The organism is Bacillus cereus group sp. MS39, assembly GCF_040448665.1.
Classification (GTDB): domain Bacteria; phylum Bacillota; class Bacilli; order Bacillales; family Bacillaceae_G; genus Bacillus_A; species Bacillus_A wiedmannii.
The window spans coordinates 3,926,099-3,947,628 of record NZ_CP123058.1; the positions used below are offsets into that span (position 1 = coordinate 3,926,099).

The window sequence follows — 21,530 nt, forward strand, 5'->3', positions numbered from 1 at the left end:
AATTATTTTAATGATTTTTACTTATATCAAAATAACATTTAACATCCGAATTTTTCTATGGTTTATTTTTATCTCTACCTATTTTTCCTTTGCGAAATTAAACCCTCCCCAATAATTCAGTAGCAAACTATCTACATTTTCCAGCCTCTTTTTCAGTCGCAACTTGCACAAGATAGTGTTTATATAGAAATAATTTTGTTTTGATAGAATATTAATTCCATTCCTCACCTTATATTACTAAAACGAACAAAAACAAAAAAATCAACCAAACGGTTGATTTTTTTATCTTCTACTATAATGCGTCGTATCAATACCACGCTGTGTTAACCAATGATACGTTTCGCCCTTTACAACAAGAGGTACAGCCTGTAACTCTTCTATCGTCTTTGCACCAAGAGCTGTCATAATAAATTTCAAATCTGTATGTAAAAGATCAATTTCATCCACTAACTTCTCGATACCATCTTGCATTAAAATACGTAAAAAGTATCCAGCAAACGCAGTTGTATTCGCCCCTAATGCGATTGCTTTCGCTACGTCAAGCGCTGTTTGTATACCCCCAGATGCAATAAAAGAGAGGTTATTATTTGTAGAGGTTGCTTCAATAATCGAGGTTGCTGTTCGTATGCCCCAGTTATTAAAATAAGAAAGCATTCGCTGTCTTCTTTCATTTTCAACAGCAGCAAAATTTGTACCACCTTGTCCACCAATATCAATTGCCGTTACACCTATGCTCGCTAACTGTTGTACGGTTTCCTTACTCATCCCAAATCCAACTTCTTTCACAATGACAGGAACTTTACTATTTAATACAATTTTCTCAATGCGCTGAAGTACACCAGTAAAGTCACGGTCTCCTTCTGGCATCGTTAACTCTTGTATGACATTTAAATGAATTTGCAATGCACTCGCTTCAATCATATCAACGGCACGCTCTGCTTGTTCGATGGTTGCCTCACTACCTAAATTAGCAAAGAAAACACCATTTGGGTTTACCTTTCTGATAATCGTATAAGAAGCAGCCTCACTTTCATCTTTTAACGCCGCCATTTGCGACCCTACAGCCATAGCAAGATTATGATGTTTCGCTACATATGCTAATTGCTCATTAATATGTAACGTTTTCTCTCCCCCACCACCAGTCATCGCATTGATAAAAATCGGCGAACTTAGTGAAAGTTCGCCGATTTTTGTTTCACATGTTATTGTGTCATAACTTGAATTTGGCAATCCTTGATGCACAAAATCAATATCATGAAAGCCATGCGTACGAGACTGACCAGTAGAAAGAGCGTATTCAATATGATCTAATTTACGTTTTGCCCTTACCACTTGTACCCCTCTTTATTTCTTTAATTTTTTCAGTTGTTCACCAATAATATCACTTAATTGGAAAGTAGCAGAATCAGCATTTGGTTCATACTGACTGTAATCCTCAATTACATTATTTTCCTCAAGCGTTTCTTTTATACTTAAAGAAATACGTTTCTCTGCAACATGGACTTCAAGCACTTTCACTTTTACTTCTTGTCCCATTTCCAATACTTCATTTGGATTTTTCACGTGACGATTTGCAATTTGAGATACATGCACAAGACCTTCAACGCCAGGTAAAATTTCAACGAATGCACCGAATGTAACAAGACGTTTTACTACTCCCTCACGAATATCTCCAGCTTTTATTTCGCCAGCAACATTCTCCCAAGGTCCTGGCTGTGCTGCTTTAATTGATAAAGAAATACGTTGTGTATCAGCATCAACAGATAATACCTTTACCTTTACCTTTTGACCTTGCTCTAATACTTCAGAAGGTTGCTCTACACGTTCGTGTGAAATTTGTGAAATATGAACTAAACCGTCTACACCACCAACGTTAACGAAAGCACCAAAATCCGTTAATCGTTGCACTGTTCCTTCAACAACGTCTCCCTCTTTTAATGAAGAAATCGCTTCTTTTTTCTTAGAATCTAGTTCTAATTCTACTACTGCTTTATGCGAAAGGATTACACGATTTTTTTCGCGGTCTAATTCAACAATTTTCACGGCTAATGTTTTGCCTTTATAGTCAGTAAAATCTTCTACATAATGTACTTCTACAAGTGAAGCTGGGATAAAACCACGAACACCAAGGTCCACAACTAATCCACCATTCACGATATCTTTTACAGTAACATCAAACACATGACCAGAAGTAAATTTCTCTTGTAATTCTACCCATGCTTTTTCTGCATCAACAGCACGTTTAGATAAGACAAGATCATCTTCTTCTAATTTAATAATTTTTAATTCTAGTATTTGATCTAATTCTACAACATCGCTTGCTTTTTCAATATGAACGTTAGCTAATTCACTAATTGGAATTACGCCATCTGTTTTGTATCCAACATTTACAAGCACTTGTTTCTCTTCAACTTTCGTTACAGAACCTGTAACAACGTCACCAACTTGTAATTCTTTTGAATCCATAACTTCTTCATTCATTTTCTCTACCATGGAAATACCTCCCTACAGAATTGACAAAGCATTTTTTATGTATATACGAAATGAAAACATATGTTTTCATTTGCATGTTTAAGAATTTATCATCACATACTCAGTTTTCATACATTTCACTAGAAAATATATTAAACCTATATAAATAGTATACAGCAAAATCATCTTGAAGAAAGTATGTTTTGAAATATAATAGCGAATATATTCTGAAAGTTTTATCCTTCTTTTACTAACTTCTTACAAATCCGATCATTTGTCAAGGAAAGAGACTCACAATTCACGCATCCTTTACATTTCTATATAAACAAAAAAAAGAAAGAGGTTATCCCCTTTCTTTATTTCGCAAACACTCCTGAAACAATACTCATAATTTTTTGGACAACTTCTTCAATTGATAAAGAAGTTGTATCTAATTCCAATGCATCATCAGCTTTCTTTAGAGGAGAAACCTCGCGTTCTGAGTCTAATTTATCACGCTGAGCAATTTCTTTTTTTAACTGCTCTAAATTAGAATCGAAACCTTTATTTATATTTTCTAAATGTCTTCTTTCTGCTCTTTCTTCAACAGAAGCAAGCATAAAGATCTTCACTTCAGCATCTGGTAACACATGTGTACCAATATCACGGCCATCCATTACAACGCCGCCTTTTTCCGCTAACTCTTGTTGACGACGTACCATTTCTTCACGAACAAGGCGATGTTTCGCTACAATAGATACTCGATTCGTCACCTCAGGTGTACGAATTACTTCAGAAACATCTTGTCCATTTAAAAATACAAGTTGTGTATTTTCTCCTTGCTGAAACTCAATATTTACATTCTTTACAACTTCCATTAACTTCTCTTCATTTTCAATGTCCACTTTTTGTTCAAGGGCTGCATATGTAATCGTGCGGTACATTGCGCCTGTATCAATATAAACGTAAGAAAGTTTCTTTGCCACAACTTTTGCAACCGTACTTTTTCCAGCAGCTGCTGGACCATCTATAGCAATTGAAATTCGTTTATCCATTGTAACACCTCATTTTTTCACTTATAAAACAAAACGAAAAGCAGGTATTCTCCTGCTTCTTCTCATTTGCTTCACGTCATTAAATCCTCAATTATTGTAGCATAATCCTCCATAGAAGAAAATGAAAACTACCTATTCACCTGTAAGATTTCTGCTTTGTTTTTTACCATGACACCTTCATAATAAACAATTTTAGATAAATATTTCACTGATGACTTATGTATAAATAACAATTGCACAACAGAAAGACAAATGAATTGTATTACTAATATACGAATAAAAATTTTCTCCATCTTTTTCAATGTAATTGCTCCCTCCTATCCTACATTTACACATTTCGTTTCGTGATTTTATACATCGTATATATAGCAGCTAACTTTATTGTCATTTTCGAGGCATACTTTTATACATTTCCATTGTCGAATTTACTCAAAACATGTTATGTTCTAAATGTATTTTTCAACTTGAAAGGGGTATAAGCATTGAAAAGAATCCTAGTTTTACACACAGGTGGAACAATTGCAATGGAGGAAGATAAAGAAACTGGGGTCGTACAACCAGGTGAAAAAAATCCTCTTTTAAAATTTATTCCTGATTTAGAAGGCGATGTTGATTTAATCGTTGAAGACGTGTTCCATCTACCATCTCCTCATATGACACCGAGCGAAATGTTACAATTACAAGTCATCATTGATGAAAGAGTAAAACAAGACAACATTCATGGCGTAGTCATTACGCATGGTACGGATACATTAGAAGAAACAGCCTATTTCTTAGATTTAACAGTGCAAGCAACTATTCCAATCGTTGTAACAGGTGCAATGCGTTCTAGTAATGAATTAGGTGCTGATGGTCTATATAACTTCTTATCGGCTGTAAAAGTAGCTAGCTGTAGTGAAGCTGCTGAAAAAGGTGTTTTAGTCGTATTAAACGACGAAATCCATTGCGCTACAAATGTAACGAAAACACATACAAGTAACGTGGCAACATTCCAGAGTCCACAGTATGGACCAATTGGTATGGTAACAAAGCGCGGCGTTGTATTCCATCACGCTTTAGTACACCATGAAACATATTCAGTAAATAAGGTTTCTAAAAACGTAGTTGTTCTAAAAGCATACGCTGGTATGGACGATACATTGTTAGCAGCAATTGAAAACCTTCCAGTAGATGGGATTGTTATTGAAGCACTTGGACAAGGTAATTTACCTCCAAGAACACTTCCTAGTCTAGAACGATTAATCGACAAAGGAATTCCTGTCGTATTAGTTTCTCGCTGTTTCAATGGCATCGTGCAAGATGTATATTCATATGAAGGTGGCGGCAAACAATTAAAAGATATGGGTATTGTATTCACATACGGTTTAAATGCTCAAAAAGCACGTATTAAATTATTAGTTGCATTAGAAAATACAAATTCTCATGAAACAATCCAAAATATGTTTATGCACAATTAAAAAGAAGCTGTCGAAGTTTATTTCGACAGCTTCTTTTTATATTTCCCTTGACGCAATGGTTTGCGCAATCGCATCCCCATGAAATCGACCGTTCTCAATAAATATTTCATTTGCATTATTTCCAGCAGCAATTACACCTGCAATGAAAATATTTTCAGCGTTCGTTTCCATTGTATCCTCTGCATAAATCGGACGTCCTGTTTCTTCATCAATCCGAACACCCATCTTCGTTAAGAAACTATGATCAGGATGGTAACCAGTCATCGCAAATACAAAATCATTTTGGATTGTATATGCCTCATCATCGACTGTAAACGTTACTGTATGTTCAGTAATTTCTTTCACGTGAGCCCTGAAATGCATTTGAATTGTGCCGCTTCGTACTAACGCCTCAAACTCCGGCAAAATCCACGGCTTAATGCTTGGTGAATACTCACTTCCGCGATATAAAACCGTTACACGCGCACCGGTTTTAACAAGTTCTAACGCAGCATCTATACTCGAGTTTTTCCCACCTATAACTACTACATCTCGATCAAAATAAGGATGTCCCTCTTTAAAATAGTGAGCTACTTTCTTCAGTTCCTCGCCGGGAACATTCATATAATTTGGATTGTCATAATATCCAGTTGCTACAACAACATATTTCGCTATATATATTTCTTTACTTCCGTCACGCTTTGTTGTCTCAACATGAAAAACTTCTCCATCTTTTTGTACTTTCTCCACTCGCTCAAAAGCATTTACACGTACAGATTTACGCTTTACTACTTCACGATAATACGCAAGCGCTTGATTTCGAACTGGCTTACGATTTTCTGTAATAAAAGCTACATCACCAATTTCTAATTTTTCACTAGAAGAGAAAAATGTTTGATGAGTTGGATAATTATAAATCGCATTTACAATGTTTCCTTTTTCAATTACTAACGGATTTATCCCTACCTTTTGCAACGAAATTGCTGCTGCTAATCCGCACGGACCGCCTCCAATTATGATAGCTGTTTCTTTCTGCATACTCAGCTCACTCCTAGTCTTCTACCAATACGCTAATTATAAAAACAAGAAAAAACCTACTTACAGCAGTAGGCACCTATCTTTATTGTATTCATTTTTCATATATTTGTCATCTAAACGAAACGTACATCCGATAGACATCTGCTAAAAACTGCTGAAATTTAATACCTTGTTTCCCTAATACATTTTCAGGATCAATCTTTCTAGCTGGGTCAAGTGTTTTATGTGATACGATATCTTTCTTCGGATTCAAGCCGAAGTTTTGACATAAATACGCATGATACCACGTAAAACGGGTATATGCTTCCCAAAAGTTAACATCACCGCCATAACAAAGTTCCACTCCAATGGCAGCCTTATTAGCATCATAACCATATAAGTCATTATCTGTCGGCACACCATATCGAACGTGATAGGCAACTTCATTTATAGGAACAATTTCCAATATTGTTTTATCATCTATAAATGTATGTGCCGAAGCTTTCGGTTGTATTTCATTAAAATAATCCCGATTTCCTATCGCATTGCTACCAGGGTTCCCCGTATCATGACTTACAATAAACCTTACTTTAGAAAGAGGAATTCCCGGTCGTGAACTTCCATACCCAATATAGTTACGCTCTATAGGAAACATCGCCATTACTACCAACTCCCGCTTCAGAAGATTACCTTACTTCTTTATATATGTATTCGGTAGCAATGTCCTTATCGCATATTTCTTACGCGAAGAGAAAATCGAAAATATTTGATGTGAACACCATAAATAATAAAATACTTACAGCAACTCCATAAAAACCGTAAAACCAAACACAATCTTCTTTCGTATCTAAACCGAAAAATTTATTTACAGATTGTAATAATGTGCCGCGCTTACTTTGTTTGTTTCTTAATACTTCCACTCGTTCTACAACATCTGCTGGCATCATAAATCTTTGGTCTACTGTCATTTTCATCATTTATCTCTCCTTAAAATCATTTCCGTTTTGTTTATCTAAGGAGAGTATAGCACGTTTGTTCGTGTAGAACAAGCGTTCTTTTTTGTTTTTATTTTATTTTTCAACAATCCAAGTAAGAATTGAGATTACAAAAGCGATAATCGGCCCTACTACAACTGCACCAAATATTAAAAACAGTAGTCCTTCTCCGAACATCCGAACGTTACTTGTTTTTCGGGCTTTCATCGTTCTTGAGAGTTCTCCCTCTAACCTCTTAACCTTTTCTTCTAATTGTTCTACTCGTTCCATCATTTCATTTTCCATATACAACACCTCAAACTAATACTTCAACAAAAAAACGTGATTCCCTCGAAAGGAATCACGTTTTCTCACGATATAATATTATACCCAACCTCTGAAGCGACTTGCTTCAGCCATTTTACGAACACCGACCATATACGCAGCTAAGCGCATGTTCACTTTACGAACTTGTGCTGTTTCATAAATAGAATCAAATGATCTTACCATTACTTTTTCTAAACGTTGTTCTACTTCTTCTTCAGTCCAGTAGTAACCTTGGTTATTTTGTACCCACTCAAAGTAAGATACTGTTACACCGCCAGCACTTGCTAATACGTCTGGAACAAGTAAAATTCCGCGATCTGTTAAAATTTTAGTTGCTTCTAATGTTGTTGGACCATTTGCAGCTTCAACAACGATTTTTGCTTTAATATTATTAGCATTTTCTTCTGTAATTTGGTTCTCAATTGCAGCTGGAACTAAAATGTCGCAATCAAGTTCTAACAATTCTTTGTTTGAAATTGTATTATTAAATAGTTTTGTTACTGTACCGAAGCTATCACGACGGTCTAATAAATAATCAATATCTAATCCGTTTGGATCATGCAATGCACCGTAAGCATCCGAGATTGCAATAACTTTCGCGCCTGCATCATGCATAAATTTAGCTAAGAAGCTACCAGCATTACCGAATCCTTGAACAACAACGCGTGCACCTTTAATATCAATGTCGCGTTTTTTTGCAGCTTCGCGAATACAGATTGTTACACCTTTCGCCGTTGCTGTTTCACGTCCATGTGATCCACCTAACACAAGTGGCTTACCTGTAATAAATCCCGGTGAATTAAATTCATCAATACGGCTATATTCATCCATCATCCATGCCATGATTTGAGAGTTTGTGAATACATCTGGAGCTGGAATATCTTTCGTCGGTCCTACGATTTGGCTAATTGCTCGTACATAACCGCGGCTTAATCTTTCTAACTCACGGAATGACATTTCACGTGGGTCACAGATAATTCCACCTTTACCTCCACCGTATGGTAAATCAACAATACCACATTTTAAACTCATCCAGATTGAAAGTGCTTTCACTTCATTTTCTGTTACATTCGGATGGAAGCGAATTCCACCTTTCGTTGGACCAACAGCATCATTATGTTGTGCACGATATCCTGTAAATATTTTAACAGTCCCGTCATCCATACGAACTGGTATTTTCACTGTCATCATACGAATTGGTTCTTTTAATAATTCATATACTTCGTTTGGATAACCCAATTTTTCTAATGCTTCACTAATAACAATTTGTGTCGAATTCAATAGTTCAAAATGTTGTTCCCTTTGTTGTTGTGTTTTTGTTTGAGTTCCCTTTTCGGCTACCATAGTAAGTAAACCCCCTGTAATTTCACTTGTTTAGTAAACCTTCATTGCCTAGTATACACCGTTAAATTTGGAATGCAATAGAAAACGCTAACAAATATATACAAACTATTTCCTGTTGCAAGCGTTTTCACTATCATTATAGTCCTTTTATTGCTTTTAGAAAAGTAAAATACTTAAATATTTAAATATTTTTTATTTTACCTATATATAACAACTTAAGAAGATATTTTTAAGTATAGTAAAGAGCGCCCAAATATTTATGATTCCCGCTATACCATTAATCGTTTTGACATTTTCAGACCAACATTTTAGGTTTCTCCAAATAAAAAACAAAACCTTAGCTTTGTTATATTAGCTAAGGTTTTGTTTTTTCACAAAGTAATTGTGTATTTGTTCAATTGCTTGAGAAGCCATTAATTCTTTACCATACTCCATTAGACGATAAATAGTTGCTGTAGACGGATTACCATATTCCGCTAAAATAGCTATAAAATTTGCCTTCAGTAATTGAACTTGCTCCTCTTCTTCCATCCAAAGATAGAAACGCTCATCCCACGTATATAGTTTTCCGCCAGTTACATCAAGGTTATATAAACGATTCGACAGGTTAATTACGTCATCTAGTGTAGCAAACTCATAAAGTATATGCTCGCTTTCATCTAGAGTCACTTGCATTTCAATAAACTCGTCACGGAACTCATCATCTGTATCCACATCTTGATGTTCTTTCGTTACAATTACGACCATTCCTTGCGCTTGTAGAGAAAATACTTCAACTGCAATCGGGCCATCCGCTTCAAACCCTAGTTCCTTATTTGCTTCTTGCATCATATCACGAAATAATTGCTGTACTTTCGGTGCATTTCTCCACAAATCTTCTTTCGTTAACCCTCGTTCAGATAAATCATCAAATGTTAAGAAAATTTTTATCTTATTGTAATTTAATCGTTCCAGCCTCATCTCATACCCTCCCTACGTAACCAATGAATATAATTTTTATTATATGAAATAGAAAATAGATGGTTCTTTTCGAACAACTATTCTAACATTTTTAACCAATCATCCCATTCTTCTTTCGTATCACCAATTAGGCATGTTTGAATGTTCAACTGATCTCGAGCACCTATTTCTCCTATAAATCCAACAGAAAGTTTCTCACTTTTTTCTTGCAACAAATTCATGTCTTTCATCGCGTTCTTAAGTTCTCGTTCCTCATCAAAAGAGATTACTACATATGTAGGTTGTATTTGCTCAACAGCTAACAAAATACCATCTTCCACTAAGCTTGACCTAATATATATCACCTCATATCCTTTTAAACGTAAATACGTTGAGAAAACAAACCCTTTCAACATATTATTTTCTAACACGACAACTTTGTGTATAGAAGAAAATGATGATGCATTATGATACACCATTCCTAGACGAGTTTGTAAAAATGATACGACATATTGGAATTGCACCATTGTAACTTCATTATTATTTTTTAACGTTAACAATTTATTTGACACTTGAAGAACAATACTTGCTATGACTTTTTCTGTTGCATAAATACTGAAAGCCTCGTTTAACAATGCAGAAGTTGTAATTTCATCAAATTTTAACAAAGCTTGCAGTAAATCGTCCACTAAAACAACTTCTCTATCGTAATGTATTTCTTTTTGAACATTACTCTGCAAACGATTCTCTTCTAATAATTGAACTGCTTGTCCAATCATCATGCCGGAAGAAACCTTGTCCATTAACCATTTCAAAATTTGAATATGCTCTTCTGTATATAATCGATGCCCCGCATGATTCCGCTTTGGGGCAATAATTTGATATCGTCTTTCCCATGCACGAAGCGTACTCGGCTGAATTCCAATTATATTCGAAACAGCTTTTATGTTATATTTCCCGTTTAGAGTTGGCATCATTTCCCTCCGCACAACGTAATAATATGTGTTTGAGCAGGTGCTCGGAAGCGAAGTGGAATCAACGTTGTTCCATACCCATTACTAACAAAAAGAGTCATATTTGAATGCTTATATACGCCACCTTTTAAATATTTTTTAGATGGGAATAATCGAATCTGTCCTCCATGTGTATGTCCACTTAACACAAGTGAAATTTGTTCTTTTCCAGACATTTTATTTATTATATCAGGGTTATGACTAATTAATATGCGAAAACCATCTTCTTTGCAATCAGCCAACGCTAAATCTAAACGATCACGCTTCAAACCAACATCATCTACACCGAGTAAACAAATTTTTTCTCCTAGTTCAGACTCAAATACAACTCTTGTATTATCTAAAACTTTCACATTATTTTCTAATAACAAAGCATCTAATTCATGATATTCAATCTCATAATCATTATTTCCCCACACAAAATATACAGGAGCTATCGCTCTTAACTTTTGTATATTTGCAGAAATTTTCGAAAAAGGGACACCTCTTTCCGCTAAATCACCGCCAATAATCACAAGGTCTACTTTTCCTTTTACTTGTTCAATTAATGAACTTGAAATGACCCTTCTATGAATATCAGAAATAAAAAACACCTTTACTTTTTGAAAACTTTTCGGAAATTCTTCAAAAAGTAAAGTATGTTCTAACACAGTATTACGCATCGCTTCTGTATACATTACAAGAAGAAATATAATACCAATACATATGAGAGCACTTAATAAGATAATCCATATCATATATTTTTTACTCCCTTCCTCATAAAGATAATCCTCCGTTTTTATAGTAGGTATGTTACTAGCTATCCTGCTTTGCGGACTTATCTTTTATCGGAATTTTTATTTCTTGACCTACATTCACGTCATCTTCTTGTAAATCATTATACTTTTTAATCACTTCAATCCCAGTTTCATCTGAAAAATATTGCTTCGCTATACTTTCTAAAGTTTCTCCTTCTTTTACCGTATGCGTTACTACTTTCTCAGATGTTGCCTCAGACTCAGATTTAGCTGAATCAAAGAAAATGACCTCAAACGCACTTTTCCCAGCGTTATTACCATCACTTTTCACCTGAATATATTTATCTGTATACCATAAGATACTAATTGGTAGTAATATGAATAGAAATGTTAAAACTCGGACAAAAATATGATTCATTTTAAACTTTTCTTTTTTCTCTTTATTTCTATGAATTTCACTACGCGGCGGTAAACTTTCTTTTTCTTCCACTCGCTCAACTTCTAATTCCTCTTCGAAATCAGGAATTCGTTTTCTCATGTTGTTCACCACCACCTTCCATTTATTTTCTTAATTGGAGTCCCATTATAAAATCAACAAGAAAGTGTGCAAAGATTGTTATAAACAAATTTCCTGTCCATTCAAATACATAACCAAAGACAAAACTAATGAAACAGACGAAACAAAACAAAAATGGCTTTGTTATATACCGAATATGTAACACTGCAAATACTAAACTCGCTATTACAATTCCAAAGTGAGTCTGCACTACACCTCTAAATAAAAATTCTTCTGCAAAGCCGATAATGAACGTAATAACGAGTAGGTGCATAACTGACATTCCTTGAAACATCCTATCGTTAATACCACCATCATCAAACCAAGACTCTGGAAATACTCGCATTGCAACATAATCTAATAACACAATACCAATCGCCAACAAGCCGCCTATTATAAGTATAGATACCGGTTCCCACTTCCACAGACTATACACCGATTTTATATCTCGGAATAATATATATGCTAGTAAACAACCGATACCGATAATAATGAACTGTGTGATATACAGATTCAGCCTTATTTCTTTCGGACTCATATCTTCAATATTATGCCTTTGAATGTTCATCATTCCCCCATCTTTTCTAGACCGAAAAGCTTTTGTAACTCTGTTTCCCAATTATAGTCGAAATCCGATTGTTGCGCTTGTCTTTTTTTATAATCTGTTTTTGTAATACCACAATAGTCACAGCAATTTTTCAACTCGTTCTCTTTTCTATAACCGAACTGTTGTAACAAATATTCACGCCTACATTCTTTCACTTGTATCCACGATTTCATGTTTTCTAGCTCACTATATTTATTACGTATCCTTATTTCTACTTCAGCTATTAATCTGTTCATAATTTCATCTGACAAGCTCTCTAATTTTAATTTTCGCTGTTGTATGATTCCAAGCTGTTCAAGATGATAGCGGATAAAACGCCAATATTGTTCATTAAATCTTGCTGCATTATAACAAATTTCTTCTACCTCTTCTATTGGTAATTCTTTCGTTTGAAACATTCTTTCTTGTAGTAAAGAGAATAAAAATTGTATTTGCGACTGACTTGGCAATTCATCTTCAATTATTGAAATTGGTAAATCGTGATCTAACGGACTACATAGTAAGATAGCTATACTCGGTTCACCATCTCTTCCAGCTCTTCCGATTTCTTGTAAATAGGAAGCTATATTAGTCGGATAATGAAAATGAATAATATAGCTCGTATTCGACTTATTTACTCCCATACCAAAAGCACTTGTACATATTACAAGCTGCAACTGGTCATTCATAAACTGCTGTTGAATTAACATACGCTCTTCATGTTCCATACCACCATGATAAAAAGCGACACCAGTCACGCCTTTTCCTCTTAAATACTCCGTTAAACGTTCTGTCCACGCTCTGCTTGAACAATATACAATCCCTGGCCCTTGTAAATACATCACCTGGTCCAAAAGCGCTTCTTTCTTCTCTTCTATCGTCTCCACAAATTGTACTTCCATAGCAATATTTGGACGATCAATAGAGTATACATGCTGCGTCACTTTCTTCAAATCTAAACTCTCTGCTATATCTCGGAGTACATCTTTTGTCGCTGTTGCCGTTAATGCTAGCACGGTAGGAGACCCGATATTTTCAATGACTACATTTAGTTTTTTATAGTCTGGCCTAAAATCATAACCCCATTGTGAAATACAATGAGCCTCATCCACGACAAATAATGAAATATGAACTTTCTTCAATTCTCTTATTAACACTTCCGACTGCAACATCTCTGGTGAAACAAAAATAAATTTATATGAAGCTAATTTTTTCATCGCTTCTCTTTTTTCATGTAATGTCCGAAAACTATTAAATGCTATTACTCGGTTTTTCACAACATACTTTAATTGTGTAACCTGATCTTCCATCAAAGATAATAATGGTGATACAACAAGCACGGTTCCTTCTTGCATTAGCCCTGGAAGTTGATAGCACATAGACTTCCCTCTTCCAGTCGGGAGCATTGCTATAACATCTTTTCCTTCTAATAAATCTGTAATTACCCCTTTTTGCCCTGTACGAAATTCAGAATATCCAAACCATCTATATAAATATTCCTCAAGCTTCATTTATACCCTCCATCCGCGCCAATACAAGACGAACTTCAAAATAAGAGATACCCTCTCCAACCGCTTGTTTCAACTCACGCAACTTACGTGTTTGTAATGCCTCAATTACTTTTGTTACTTTATCTATTTTATCTTTTTCCATAAACATCTCGATTGAAAACTCTTTTTCCCGCAAAGCAATTTCAACAAAATGATCTTCTATCGTTGCAACCTTTAAATTTCTAATTGTCGCTATTTCATCTAAAGAGCGTCCTTGTCTCCAAAAATTATATGTTTTTTTCGTTGATAAACTAAATAATTCAGCTCTCTCATTTGGATAAGAGATAATCTCAGCTAATAGCGGAAATTCATTTTCTTTATCGTGAACTTCTTGTATAAAGAAGTGAATTGTACCCCAAAATAAAAAATACACCCGGAATATATCTTGTTTCGTAATTTCCGCTAATTGCTGCAATGTACAACCGATACGTTCATATCCTGTTAATCTATATGTTACAATCGTCGCTTCTACCACATCACCTTTTCCTAAAAGATTATGTATTTCTTTCCATAATCTTTTAGCCAATTCACTTCGCCTATATGGTATACCTGTTAAAAAACGTTTTACCCACATCATTATTTCTGTATCTTGTTGAATGGGAATAAACTTCGTATTATTCTGTTGTAAATTAGATATAGTTTGAATAATTAATGATAATCGTTTCCAAAATGTTTCACCTAATTCACCATAGTGTAAACCATGTAAATGCGTGGGAAAAGCATACACTTCCTCCCATGTATGTAACTGCATTTTACCTTTAGATGTTAACAAATATGTATTTTCATGTATTTCTCGAATCAAATCTGCTTGCAACAACTTTGCAACTTCACGATCATAGTCTGTTCTATTTAACGATTTATATATTCCAAACAAAAATGAAATTCGGAACATATTTCCATCTTGTAACGTTTGCGAAGATCGTTTTCCTTTTAATAAATAATAAATAGAAGAAACGGTCCTTTCACCATTCAATTGTTTTAAACAATACAATAAAGTATATTGTAGTTGCATTACCGCTTCCACCTTTCAATCTAGCTTAATTACTTTTTAGTACGATTGCACCATTCTATGTTACTCATTAAACTTATCATATCGGCACTATGTACTTGTATATAGTATATTGTACCAAACGAAATAACATTTACGTATTTTGAAAATCTTATGACATAATGCAAAAATTAGTTGACACTCTAATTGATAAGGATTATCATTATAATTTTATGTTGAAAAGTTTTAAAAACCGTTTTACAATAAGGTTATAATTTTTATGGCGAGCTTTTCACATACATATTATCAGGAGGGAAAAAAGATGGCAAAATATACAATCGTTGATAAAGATACTTGTATCGCATGTGGTGCTTGCGGCGCTGCTGCACCAGACATTTATGATTATGATGATGAAGGTATTGCATTTGTAACGTTAGACGATAACCAAGGTATCGTTGAAATTCCAGATGTATTAATTGAAGATATGATGGATGCATTCGAAGGTTGTCCAACTGACTCAATTAAAGTTGCTGATGAATCATTTGATGGCGACTCTTTAAAATTCGAATAGTCTTTTATTAACTTCAAAAAATATCCCTCATTAATATGAGGGATATTTTTTGTTTTCTATTTTCATTCTACTTAATAAAAAAACACTAGTAGTTCCATACTACTAGTGGTTTTATTTTATATTTTATGCATTTTTCATTTTTGCAAACACCCATACTTTCAGGCGTGAGAATAACGCTACAAATACAATTGTCACAACAATTCCTTTAATTAAATTAAATGGTAAGATTGCCGTTACAACCGTTGTTCTTATAGCCTCGCTAGACATAGCTGGTGAATTTAAAAACCAAGTGTAAGCTGGGAATATAATGATGTAATTTAATACACTCATAATGAGCGCCATTGTAATTGTCCCTAGCATTAATCCTGTCGTTAAACTCTTAACAGTACGATACTTTCTAAATAAGAAAGCTGCCGGTCCAATAAATAAACATCCTGCAATAAAGTTAGCAATTTCTCCAACTGGCACTCCCGTTAAACTCCCTTGAATTCCGTAATGTAAAATATTCTTTATCGCCTCTACAATTATACCTGCAACTGGCCCGAAAATAATTGCTGCAATTAGAGCTGGTACATCACTAAAATCAATTTTTAAAAATGGCGGAAGCCCTGGAAACGGGAAATCCAACATCATCAGTAAATATGCAATACTACTTAGCATCGCTACACTCACCATCTGCACTACACTGTTTTTTTGTTTCATCTTTCTCTCTCCTTTTCCATCGATCATCTCATGGAAAGTGGAAAGGTTCTGCTATGCCTACTTTTTCATAGAACGAAAAAACCCTTTGTGTTTTACACAAAGGGAGAATTTAAGGCACATCAAACAGACGTTCAAATCCATATCTTTTTTGAACGCTTGAACCTCCATCTTCTCCCATCCAGACTATACTGTCGGCTTTGGAATCACACCAAATCCTGCCTTAACGGCTCGCGGGCTTAGAACAAAATCACATATAGTTCATCACCGCCGGTCGGGATTTTCACCCTGCCCCGAAGATAGACCGATATTCTATTTTCCACTTTATTATACAACAACATAATCGTATTGTGAACAAAAAAAGCGTAACTTATTAAAAATAAGTTATTAATTTTATATAATCAAAACCAATCACTATATTTTACAATACACCCCAGATTTTTTAGTATTCGGCATTTCCCCTATGAATCCCCTAGTCATATATAATGAAAAGTGATAAGATGTTGAATTGTTAAGATAAGAACATTTTCTGGATTATGGAGGAAATGTCATGAAAAAAGAAAAGAGACACTCTATTCGAGAAGCAATGAAAAAAAACTTAAGAAAAGAATACTTTTACTTAAAAAAAGAATTACTTTTCTACTGTCCAATTGATTTAGGCACATTCTCAAGCGAGACATACTATGCTGCTTTCGATGAAGATGGCATCAGTATTTATCAGTATGATAAAAAAACAGAGAGTAAATTAAAACTGTGTGAGCGTCACCCATGGAAGAGTTGGAATAAAGTGAAGGTGGATCATTATTTGACAACTTCTCAATTTATTTTTCAAGGTGAGCGAAACTGGATATTATCCCTTTTCCAAAAAGGAAAAGAAGCTCAAAAAATAATTGAAGAGCACACATCTTTACAAACTGAAGTTGTTTCCCGCTCTTTCTTAAAAAAACTTCCAGGATTCCGTTCTAATGCACCGTTGAATAAATACATCGGCAGCATTTGCTACACTGCACTTATTGCATTTTTATTAAAATGGATGATTCCATTTCAAGCACCACAAATCGCCCTGTACTCCATTTCAATCGGTTGTATGCTTCTTGGTTTACTTTGTTTGACAATCGGTTTAATTGAACCGACTATTGTACTATTTCGAACGAACGAAAAAACAAGAACGAAAGTATTTTACTTATATAGCTACTTAGCTATTTCTGGATTTATATGTGTCTTTATTTTTTGGTAAAAAAAAGAGCTAGTTTAACTAGCTCTTTTTTTACTTTACGTATAATTGTTGATTTGGATAAATCCGATCTTGCTGCAGTCCATTTTTATCTTTAACTTCCTTAACTGACATACTAAATTTCCGTGCAATACTAACTAAAGTGTCCCCTTTTTGGACGACATATAAGGATGAGGAAACAACTTCATTTCTCTGTTCATTTAGAACAAGCAATGGATTCATCGCATTCTTTTTCGCCATCGTCCATCTTCCTTGATGAACTTCTAAATGTAAGTGTGCACCTCTCGATTCTCCTGTATTTCCTACTTCTCCAATTATTTCTCCTTTTGAAATATAATCCCCTTGAACTACATATCTCTTATTTAAATGCGCATACACGGCCTCATATTCTCCATGTTTAATAAATACAACGTTTCCATAACTACTTGAATAATAAGACTTTGTTACCTTACCTTCTTGAATAGCTGCCACAGGCGTGCCAATCGGTGCCGCTATATCTATACCGTAGTGTTTTCCATGCCTTGTCCCAAAATAATCACTTATCTGCCCTTCAACAGGCCATGTCCATTGATTTCCCTCTGCGTACACATGTAATTGAGATAAAAACAATACCGTCAATAACATGACGCCACATTTTAACACTTTCATATACATCCTCCGTTTTCTAATTAACACCATACCTTCTCTTATTTTGGTATATTACAGAAAAAAGTATACAAAAAAAAAGAAAGTGAATCACTCCACTTCCTTCTCGTTTTTATCACGAAAAACGATTGCACTGCGATTATACTCCACATCTTTTACTTGTAATCGAGCGTTTATTACTCTAGCTACCGCAAACAAATAATCAGATAATCTATTTACATACTTTAGAACAACTTCATTTATTTCCCCTTCTTTTTGCAAGGACACTACACATCGTTCTGCTCGCCTTACAACTGTACGCGCAATATGAATAGCAGCTGCGGCTTCGCTTCCACCTGGTAAAATAAAACGCTCTAACGGCGGTGCTTCTTCTATATACGAATCAATCCTTCTTTCTAAGCTTTCAACCATTTCAACCGTTACTTTATAAGGAATTTTCCCCTCTACTATCGCCAAGTCTCCCCCGCAATCAAATAGTTCATGTTGAATATTTTCAAGTTCATTGTAAATATCTCCAAAAGATCCGCCTTGTAGCTTAGTCATTGCATATCCAATATGAGAATTCGCCTCATCTATCGTGCCATATGCTTCAACTCGGATATTATCTTTATCCACTCTGCCGCCTATTACACTTGTTGTCCCTTTATCTCCTGTTTTCGTATATAATTTCATCGCTTCACGACACCCCTCTTGCTATTCTTCATTCGACTAAGATAGAAAAAAAGTTCTACTGTTATTTATTTAATTGATTTTACAAAAAAATAAAAAACAGTAGAACTTTATTCATTATCAACTTTAAAAACGTATATCTAAATTATACGATTCGGTAAATATACAGAGAATGTAGTTCCCTCTCCAACAACACTTGAAACAGCAATTTTACCATCATGGCCTTGCACAATATTTTTTGCAATCGCAAGCCCGAGCCCCGTTCCACCTTTTTTCCCACGTGTTCTTGCTTTATCAGCTTTGTAGAAACGATCAAATAAAAATGGAATATCTTCTTCTGGAATACCAGCGCCCGAATCTTGTACTTCAAAAGTAAGACCATTATTTTTCGTATTAATTACAAGCGTTACATGTCCGCCTGCATTCGTATGACGAATTGCGTTATCAATTAAATTCGTCAATACTTGTTCCATACGATCTGCATCAAACGGGTATTGTTCAATTGGATTCTGGAAATCAACCGTTAATGCGACTTCTTTATCCTTTGCAATTCCTTGGAATTTACGACCTATTTTTTCAACGAAAGGATGAATATCAACTTCACCTATATGTAACTCTACATTACCACTTTCCATACGCGCTAAATCTAATAGTTCATTTACAAGTTTACCTAAACGAACAGATTCATCATAAATGATTTGAACGAACTCATTAATTTCTTCTTTCGTTTGCACAATATCATCTAAAATCGCTTCACTATACCCTTGAAGCATTACCATCGGTGTACGAAGTTCATGTGATACGTTTGCAATAAAGTCTTGACGCATCTTCTCAAGACGGCGTTCTTCCGTCATATCACGTAATACAGCTACAGCGCCACGAATTTTCGTTTGGTTGTAAAGCGGCGTCATAAGAACTACATAGTTCCCTTTTTGTAAATTAATTTCAACCACTTGTTGTTGTTCACTTTCTACAACGAGATGGAATAGTTCAACAAGTTCAGAAGGTAGTTTTTTACTGAGCTCTACTTCCTTTTCCTCTTGCCAAACTTGTAAGAAATGTTCAGCCGGCGGATTAATTACAACGACTTCACCTTCTTGATTTAACGTAATAACCCCATCTGCCATACTACTTAAAATACTTGCTAACTGTTCTTTTTCTTGCTGCAAGGCATTCATATTAAACTTCAACTGTTTCCCCATTTGATTTAAGGCCGTTGCAAGCTCACCAATCTCATCCTGAGATACCATAGGTGCTTTCGCATCAAACTTCCCACGCGCGACCTCAAAAGCAACCTCACGCATTTTACGGAGTGGTGCTGTAATTCGAGTAGATAAGAAGAATGCAAAGAACGTTGTTAATATAATCGCAATCCCTGCTGATAAGAATATAAAATCAGTCGTTCTCTCCATACCTTGTATCGGTACTTGTAAAGATTCGTATACGAACACTGCACTTTGATTTTTTGAATGCACTGGTTTTCCGACAATCATAATATCATTTTCAGTGTTTTTATTCTTTCTACTATTAGAGGCTTTTCTAATGTTATTCTTAATTTCTTTTTTGTCTGTAAAAACAGCCGCTAATTCTTTATCTTCTTTCAAATCATCCATTGTAAGAGTGACTAACCCTTCTTGTTTCGGCGAAGAAGATATTTCTTTACCATCTTCTACAATAATAATCCTTGAAAGGGGATCAGAGAATTTGTACGCGATATTCTCAATCGTTTTTACATCGGCACCTTCTTCAATTAACTCTGAAACACTTGTTGCAACTTTTTGAAGCCTAGCTTCACTCATATCAACATAATATGTTCTAAAAAACTGTGAAAGTAAAATCGCAACAAATCCAAGAACAAACGAAACGAGAAGTAATATAGTCATCCATAACTTCCCTACTACACTTCTCCAAAGCATCAGTCGTTCACAACCTCAAATTTGTAACCTACGCCCCAAACGGTAACAATCATCTTCGCAGCATCTGGTGATTTTTTGCTTAACTTCTCACGTAAACGCTTTACATGCGTATCAACTGTACGTAAATCTCCGAAGAATTCATATTGCCATACTTCTTTTAACAATTGCTCACGATCAAATACCTTATCAGGCGCTTTCGCTAAGAATAATAGTAATTCGTACTCTTTCGGTGTTAAGTTTACTTCATTACCATCTGCTGTAACACGGTGTGCATCATTATCAATTGTTAAATGAGGGAACACAGTAACATCTTTTGTCGTTGTATCTTGTGTAAAGAACGTTGTTGGTACAGAACGGCGTAAGACCGCTTTCACACGAAGCACTACTTCACGTGGGCTAAATGGTTTCACAATATAATCATCAGTTCCTACCTCAAACCCTTGTACTCGGTTTACTTCTTCACCCTTCGCTGTCAACATAATAATTGGCGTCGCTTTTTTCTCACGAACCCCTTTACACACTTCAATACCATCTTTACCTGGCATCATAAGATCTAATAGGATTAAATCGTAATCATTTTGTAACGCCATTTCTAAAGCTGTATCACCATTGTCCGCTTCTTCAATTGTGTATTGTTCTCTTTCTAAATACATTTTCAACAAACGACGAATACGATCCTCATCGTCTACAATTAAAATTCTTGATTCATTTTCCATTTCTACCCGTTGTGTACTTTTACCACAACGGTTTACACCTACCCTTCTACACTAGTATGTTGCGCTATTCTCGTTTATTTAAGCAATCTTCTAAATGTTTCACTTCC

At 35.0% G+C, this 21,530-nt stretch carries 24 protein-coding genes and 1 riboswitch; of the genes, 3 read left to right on the forward strand and 21 right to left on the reverse strand.

Annotated elements, in window-relative coordinates; all coding sequences use genetic code 11:
* Nucleotides 1–282 precede the first annotated feature (282 nt).
* From QEP67_RS20340 to QEP67_RS20355, 4 genes are all read right to left on the reverse strand, one after another.
* Nucleotides 283–1,332, reverse strand: coding sequence for a type 2 isopentenyl-diphosphate Delta-isomerase (locus tag QEP67_RS20340; protein ID WP_000251027.1), 1,050 nt, complete (start codon nucleotides 1,330–1,332; stop codon nucleotides 283–285).
* A 12-nt stretch (nucleotides 1,333–1,344) separates the two neighbouring features.
* On the reverse strand, nucleotides 1,345–2,493 hold the full coding sequence (gene rpsA, locus QEP67_RS20345; RefSeq protein WP_000229549.1) for a 30S ribosomal protein S1: 1,149 nt from the start codon (nucleotides 2,491–2,493) through the stop codon (nucleotides 1,345–1,347).
* A gap of 335 nt (nucleotides 2,494–2,828) precedes the next feature.
* Nucleotides 2,829–3,506 (reverse strand): (d)CMP kinase, encoded by a 678-nt coding sequence (cmk, locus tag QEP67_RS20350; RefSeq protein ID WP_000361262.1) that lies wholly within the window; start codon nucleotides 3,504–3,506, stop codon nucleotides 2,829–2,831.
* Nucleotides 3,507–3,634: 128 nt separating this feature from the next.
* Entirely contained in the window at nucleotides 3,635–3,808 is a 174-nt protein-coding gene (locus tag QEP67_RS20355; RefSeq protein ID WP_000738047.1) for a YpfB family protein, read from the reverse strand.
* 180 nt (nucleotides 3,809–3,988) lie between these two features.
* On the opposite strand from QEP67_RS20355, the gene ansA reads away from it, so the two are divergent.
* Nucleotides 3,989–4,963, forward strand: a complete 975-nt coding sequence (gene ansA / locus QEP67_RS20360; protein ID WP_000822014.1) for an asparaginase — start codon at nucleotides 3,989–3,991, stop codon at nucleotides 4,961–4,963.
* Nucleotides 4,964–4,999: 36 nt separating this feature from the next.
* Here ansA and QEP67_RS20365 read toward each other — a convergent pair whose 3' ends face one another.
* The 12 genes from QEP67_RS20365 to QEP67_RS20420 all read right to left on the reverse strand — a co-directional run bounded on the left by QEP67_RS20365 (nucleotide 5,000) and on the right by QEP67_RS20420 (nucleotide 14,997).
* Nucleotides 5,000–5,980: a YpdA family putative bacillithiol disulfide reductase gene (locus QEP67_RS20365; RefSeq protein ID WP_001168483.1), complete on the reverse strand. Its 981-nt coding sequence runs from the start codon at nucleotides 5,978–5,980 to the stop codon at nucleotides 5,000–5,002.
* Between the two features lie 109 nt (nucleotides 5,981–6,089).
* The gene (locus tag QEP67_RS20370; RefSeq protein WP_001240648.1) at nucleotides 6,090–6,620 is read right to left on the reverse strand and encodes an N-acetylmuramoyl-L-alanine amidase; all 531 of its coding nucleotides are present in this window, start codon (nucleotides 6,618–6,620) and stop codon (nucleotides 6,090–6,092) included.
* Nucleotides 6,621–6,699: 79 nt separating this feature from the next.
* Nucleotides 6,700–6,936 carry a DUF3961 domain-containing protein gene (locus QEP67_RS20375; RefSeq protein ID WP_001983018.1) on the reverse strand — a complete coding sequence of 79 codons (237 nt, stop codon included), beginning with the start codon at nucleotides 6,934–6,936 and terminating at the stop codon, nucleotides 6,700–6,702.
* A gap of 93 nt (nucleotides 6,937–7,029) precedes the next feature.
* Complete coding sequence (locus tag QEP67_RS20380) at nucleotides 7,030–7,239, reverse strand: hypothetical protein (protein WP_000426773.1); 210 nt, start codon at nucleotides 7,237–7,239, stop codon at nucleotides 7,030–7,032.
* Nucleotides 7,240–7,317: 78 nt separating this feature from the next.
* Nucleotides 7,318–8,604 (reverse strand): NAD-specific glutamate dehydrogenase, encoded by a 1,287-nt coding sequence (gudB, locus tag QEP67_RS20385; RefSeq protein ID WP_000225171.1) that lies wholly within the window; start codon nucleotides 8,602–8,604, stop codon nucleotides 7,318–7,320.
* Nucleotides 8,605–8,955: 351 nt separating this feature from the next.
* Nucleotides 8,956–9,564: a genetic competence negative regulator gene (locus QEP67_RS20390; RefSeq protein ID WP_001235390.1), complete on the reverse strand. Its 609-nt coding sequence runs from the start codon at nucleotides 9,562–9,564 to the stop codon at nucleotides 8,956–8,958.
* A gap of 77 nt (nucleotides 9,565–9,641) precedes the next feature.
* The gene (locus tag QEP67_RS20395; protein WP_001142642.1) at nucleotides 9,642–10,517 is read right to left on the reverse strand and encodes a MerR family transcriptional regulator; all 876 of its coding nucleotides are present in this window, start codon (nucleotides 10,515–10,517) and stop codon (nucleotides 9,642–9,644) included.
* Nucleotides 10,517–11,293, reverse strand: a complete 777-nt coding sequence (locus QEP67_RS20400) for a metallophosphoesterase (protein WP_000637806.1) — start codon at nucleotides 11,291–11,293, stop codon at nucleotides 10,517–10,519. The genes QEP67_RS20395 and QEP67_RS20400 overlap by 1 nt, the downstream gene beginning before the upstream one ends.
* Nucleotides 11,294–11,351: 58 nt before the next feature.
* Complete coding sequence (locus QEP67_RS20405; RefSeq protein ID WP_001231545.1) at nucleotides 11,352–11,831, reverse strand: LysM peptidoglycan-binding domain-containing protein; 480 nt, start codon at nucleotides 11,829–11,831, stop codon at nucleotides 11,352–11,354.
* A 22-nt stretch (nucleotides 11,832–11,853) separates the two neighbouring features.
* A complete protein-coding gene (locus QEP67_RS20410; RefSeq protein ID WP_001025766.1) occupies nucleotides 11,854–12,417 on the reverse strand; it encodes a CPBP family glutamic-type intramembrane protease in 564 nt (187 codons plus the stop codon).
* Entirely contained in the window at nucleotides 12,417–13,946 is a 1,530-nt protein-coding gene (locus QEP67_RS20415) for a RecQ family ATP-dependent DNA helicase (RefSeq protein WP_000763005.1), read from the reverse strand. The genes QEP67_RS20410 and QEP67_RS20415 overlap by 1 nt, the downstream gene beginning before the upstream one ends.
* Nucleotides 13,936–14,997, reverse strand: a complete 1,062-nt coding sequence (locus QEP67_RS20420; protein WP_001176985.1) for a helix-turn-helix domain-containing protein — start codon at nucleotides 14,995–14,997, stop codon at nucleotides 13,936–13,938. The genes QEP67_RS20415 and QEP67_RS20420 overlap by 11 nt, the downstream gene beginning before the upstream one ends.
* A gap of 298 nt (nucleotides 14,998–15,295) precedes the next feature.
* Between QEP67_RS20420 and QEP67_RS20425 the strand changes: the two genes are divergently transcribed.
* On the forward strand, nucleotides 15,296–15,544 hold the full coding sequence (locus tag QEP67_RS20425; protein WP_001151994.1) for a ferredoxin: 249 nt from the start codon (nucleotides 15,296–15,298) through the stop codon (nucleotides 15,542–15,544).
* A gap of 123 nt (nucleotides 15,545–15,667) precedes the next feature.
* Here the strand turns inward: QEP67_RS20425 and QEP67_RS20430 are convergent, their stop codons facing one another.
* A complete protein-coding gene (locus QEP67_RS20430; protein ID WP_000810851.1) occupies nucleotides 15,668–16,246 on the reverse strand; it encodes an ECF transporter S component in 579 nt (192 codons plus the stop codon).
* Nucleotides 16,247–16,408: 162 nt separating this feature from the next.
* Nucleotides 16,409–16,548: riboswitch (FMN riboswitch) on the reverse strand.
* A 245-nt stretch (nucleotides 16,549–16,793) separates the two neighbouring features.
* Here QEP67_RS20430 and QEP67_RS20435 point away from each other — a divergent pair.
* Nucleotides 16,794–17,480 (forward strand): hypothetical protein, encoded by a 687-nt coding sequence (locus tag QEP67_RS20435; RefSeq protein WP_000711800.1) that lies wholly within the window; start codon nucleotides 16,794–16,796, stop codon nucleotides 17,478–17,480.
* A 30-nt stretch (nucleotides 17,481–17,510) separates the two neighbouring features.
* Here the strand turns inward: QEP67_RS20435 and QEP67_RS20440 are convergent, their stop codons facing one another.
* The 4 genes from QEP67_RS20440 to resD all read right to left on the reverse strand — a co-directional run bounded on the left by QEP67_RS20440 (nucleotide 17,511) and on the right by resD (nucleotide 21,423).
* Nucleotides 17,511–18,125: a peptidoglycan DD-metalloendopeptidase family protein gene (locus QEP67_RS20440; protein ID WP_000866129.1), complete on the reverse strand. Its 615-nt coding sequence runs from the start codon at nucleotides 18,123–18,125 to the stop codon at nucleotides 17,511–17,513.
* 87 nt (nucleotides 18,126–18,212) lie between these two features.
* Nucleotides 18,213–18,794: a cob(I)yrinic acid a,c-diamide adenosyltransferase gene (locus QEP67_RS20445; protein ID WP_000781282.1), complete on the reverse strand. Its 582-nt coding sequence runs from the start codon at nucleotides 18,792–18,794 to the stop codon at nucleotides 18,213–18,215.
* 137 nt (nucleotides 18,795–18,931) lie between these two features.
* Entirely contained in the window at nucleotides 18,932–20,707 is a 1,776-nt protein-coding gene (gene resE / locus QEP67_RS20450) for a sensor histidine kinase ResE (RefSeq protein ID WP_000964666.1), read from the reverse strand.
* Nucleotides 20,707–21,423: a DNA-binding response regulator ResD gene (resD, locus tag QEP67_RS20455; protein ID WP_000426862.1), complete on the reverse strand. Its 717-nt coding sequence runs from the start codon at nucleotides 21,421–21,423 to the stop codon at nucleotides 20,707–20,709. Before resD ends, resE begins: the two co-directional genes overlap by 1 nt.
* Between the last annotated feature and the right edge of the window lie 107 nt (nucleotides 21,424–21,530).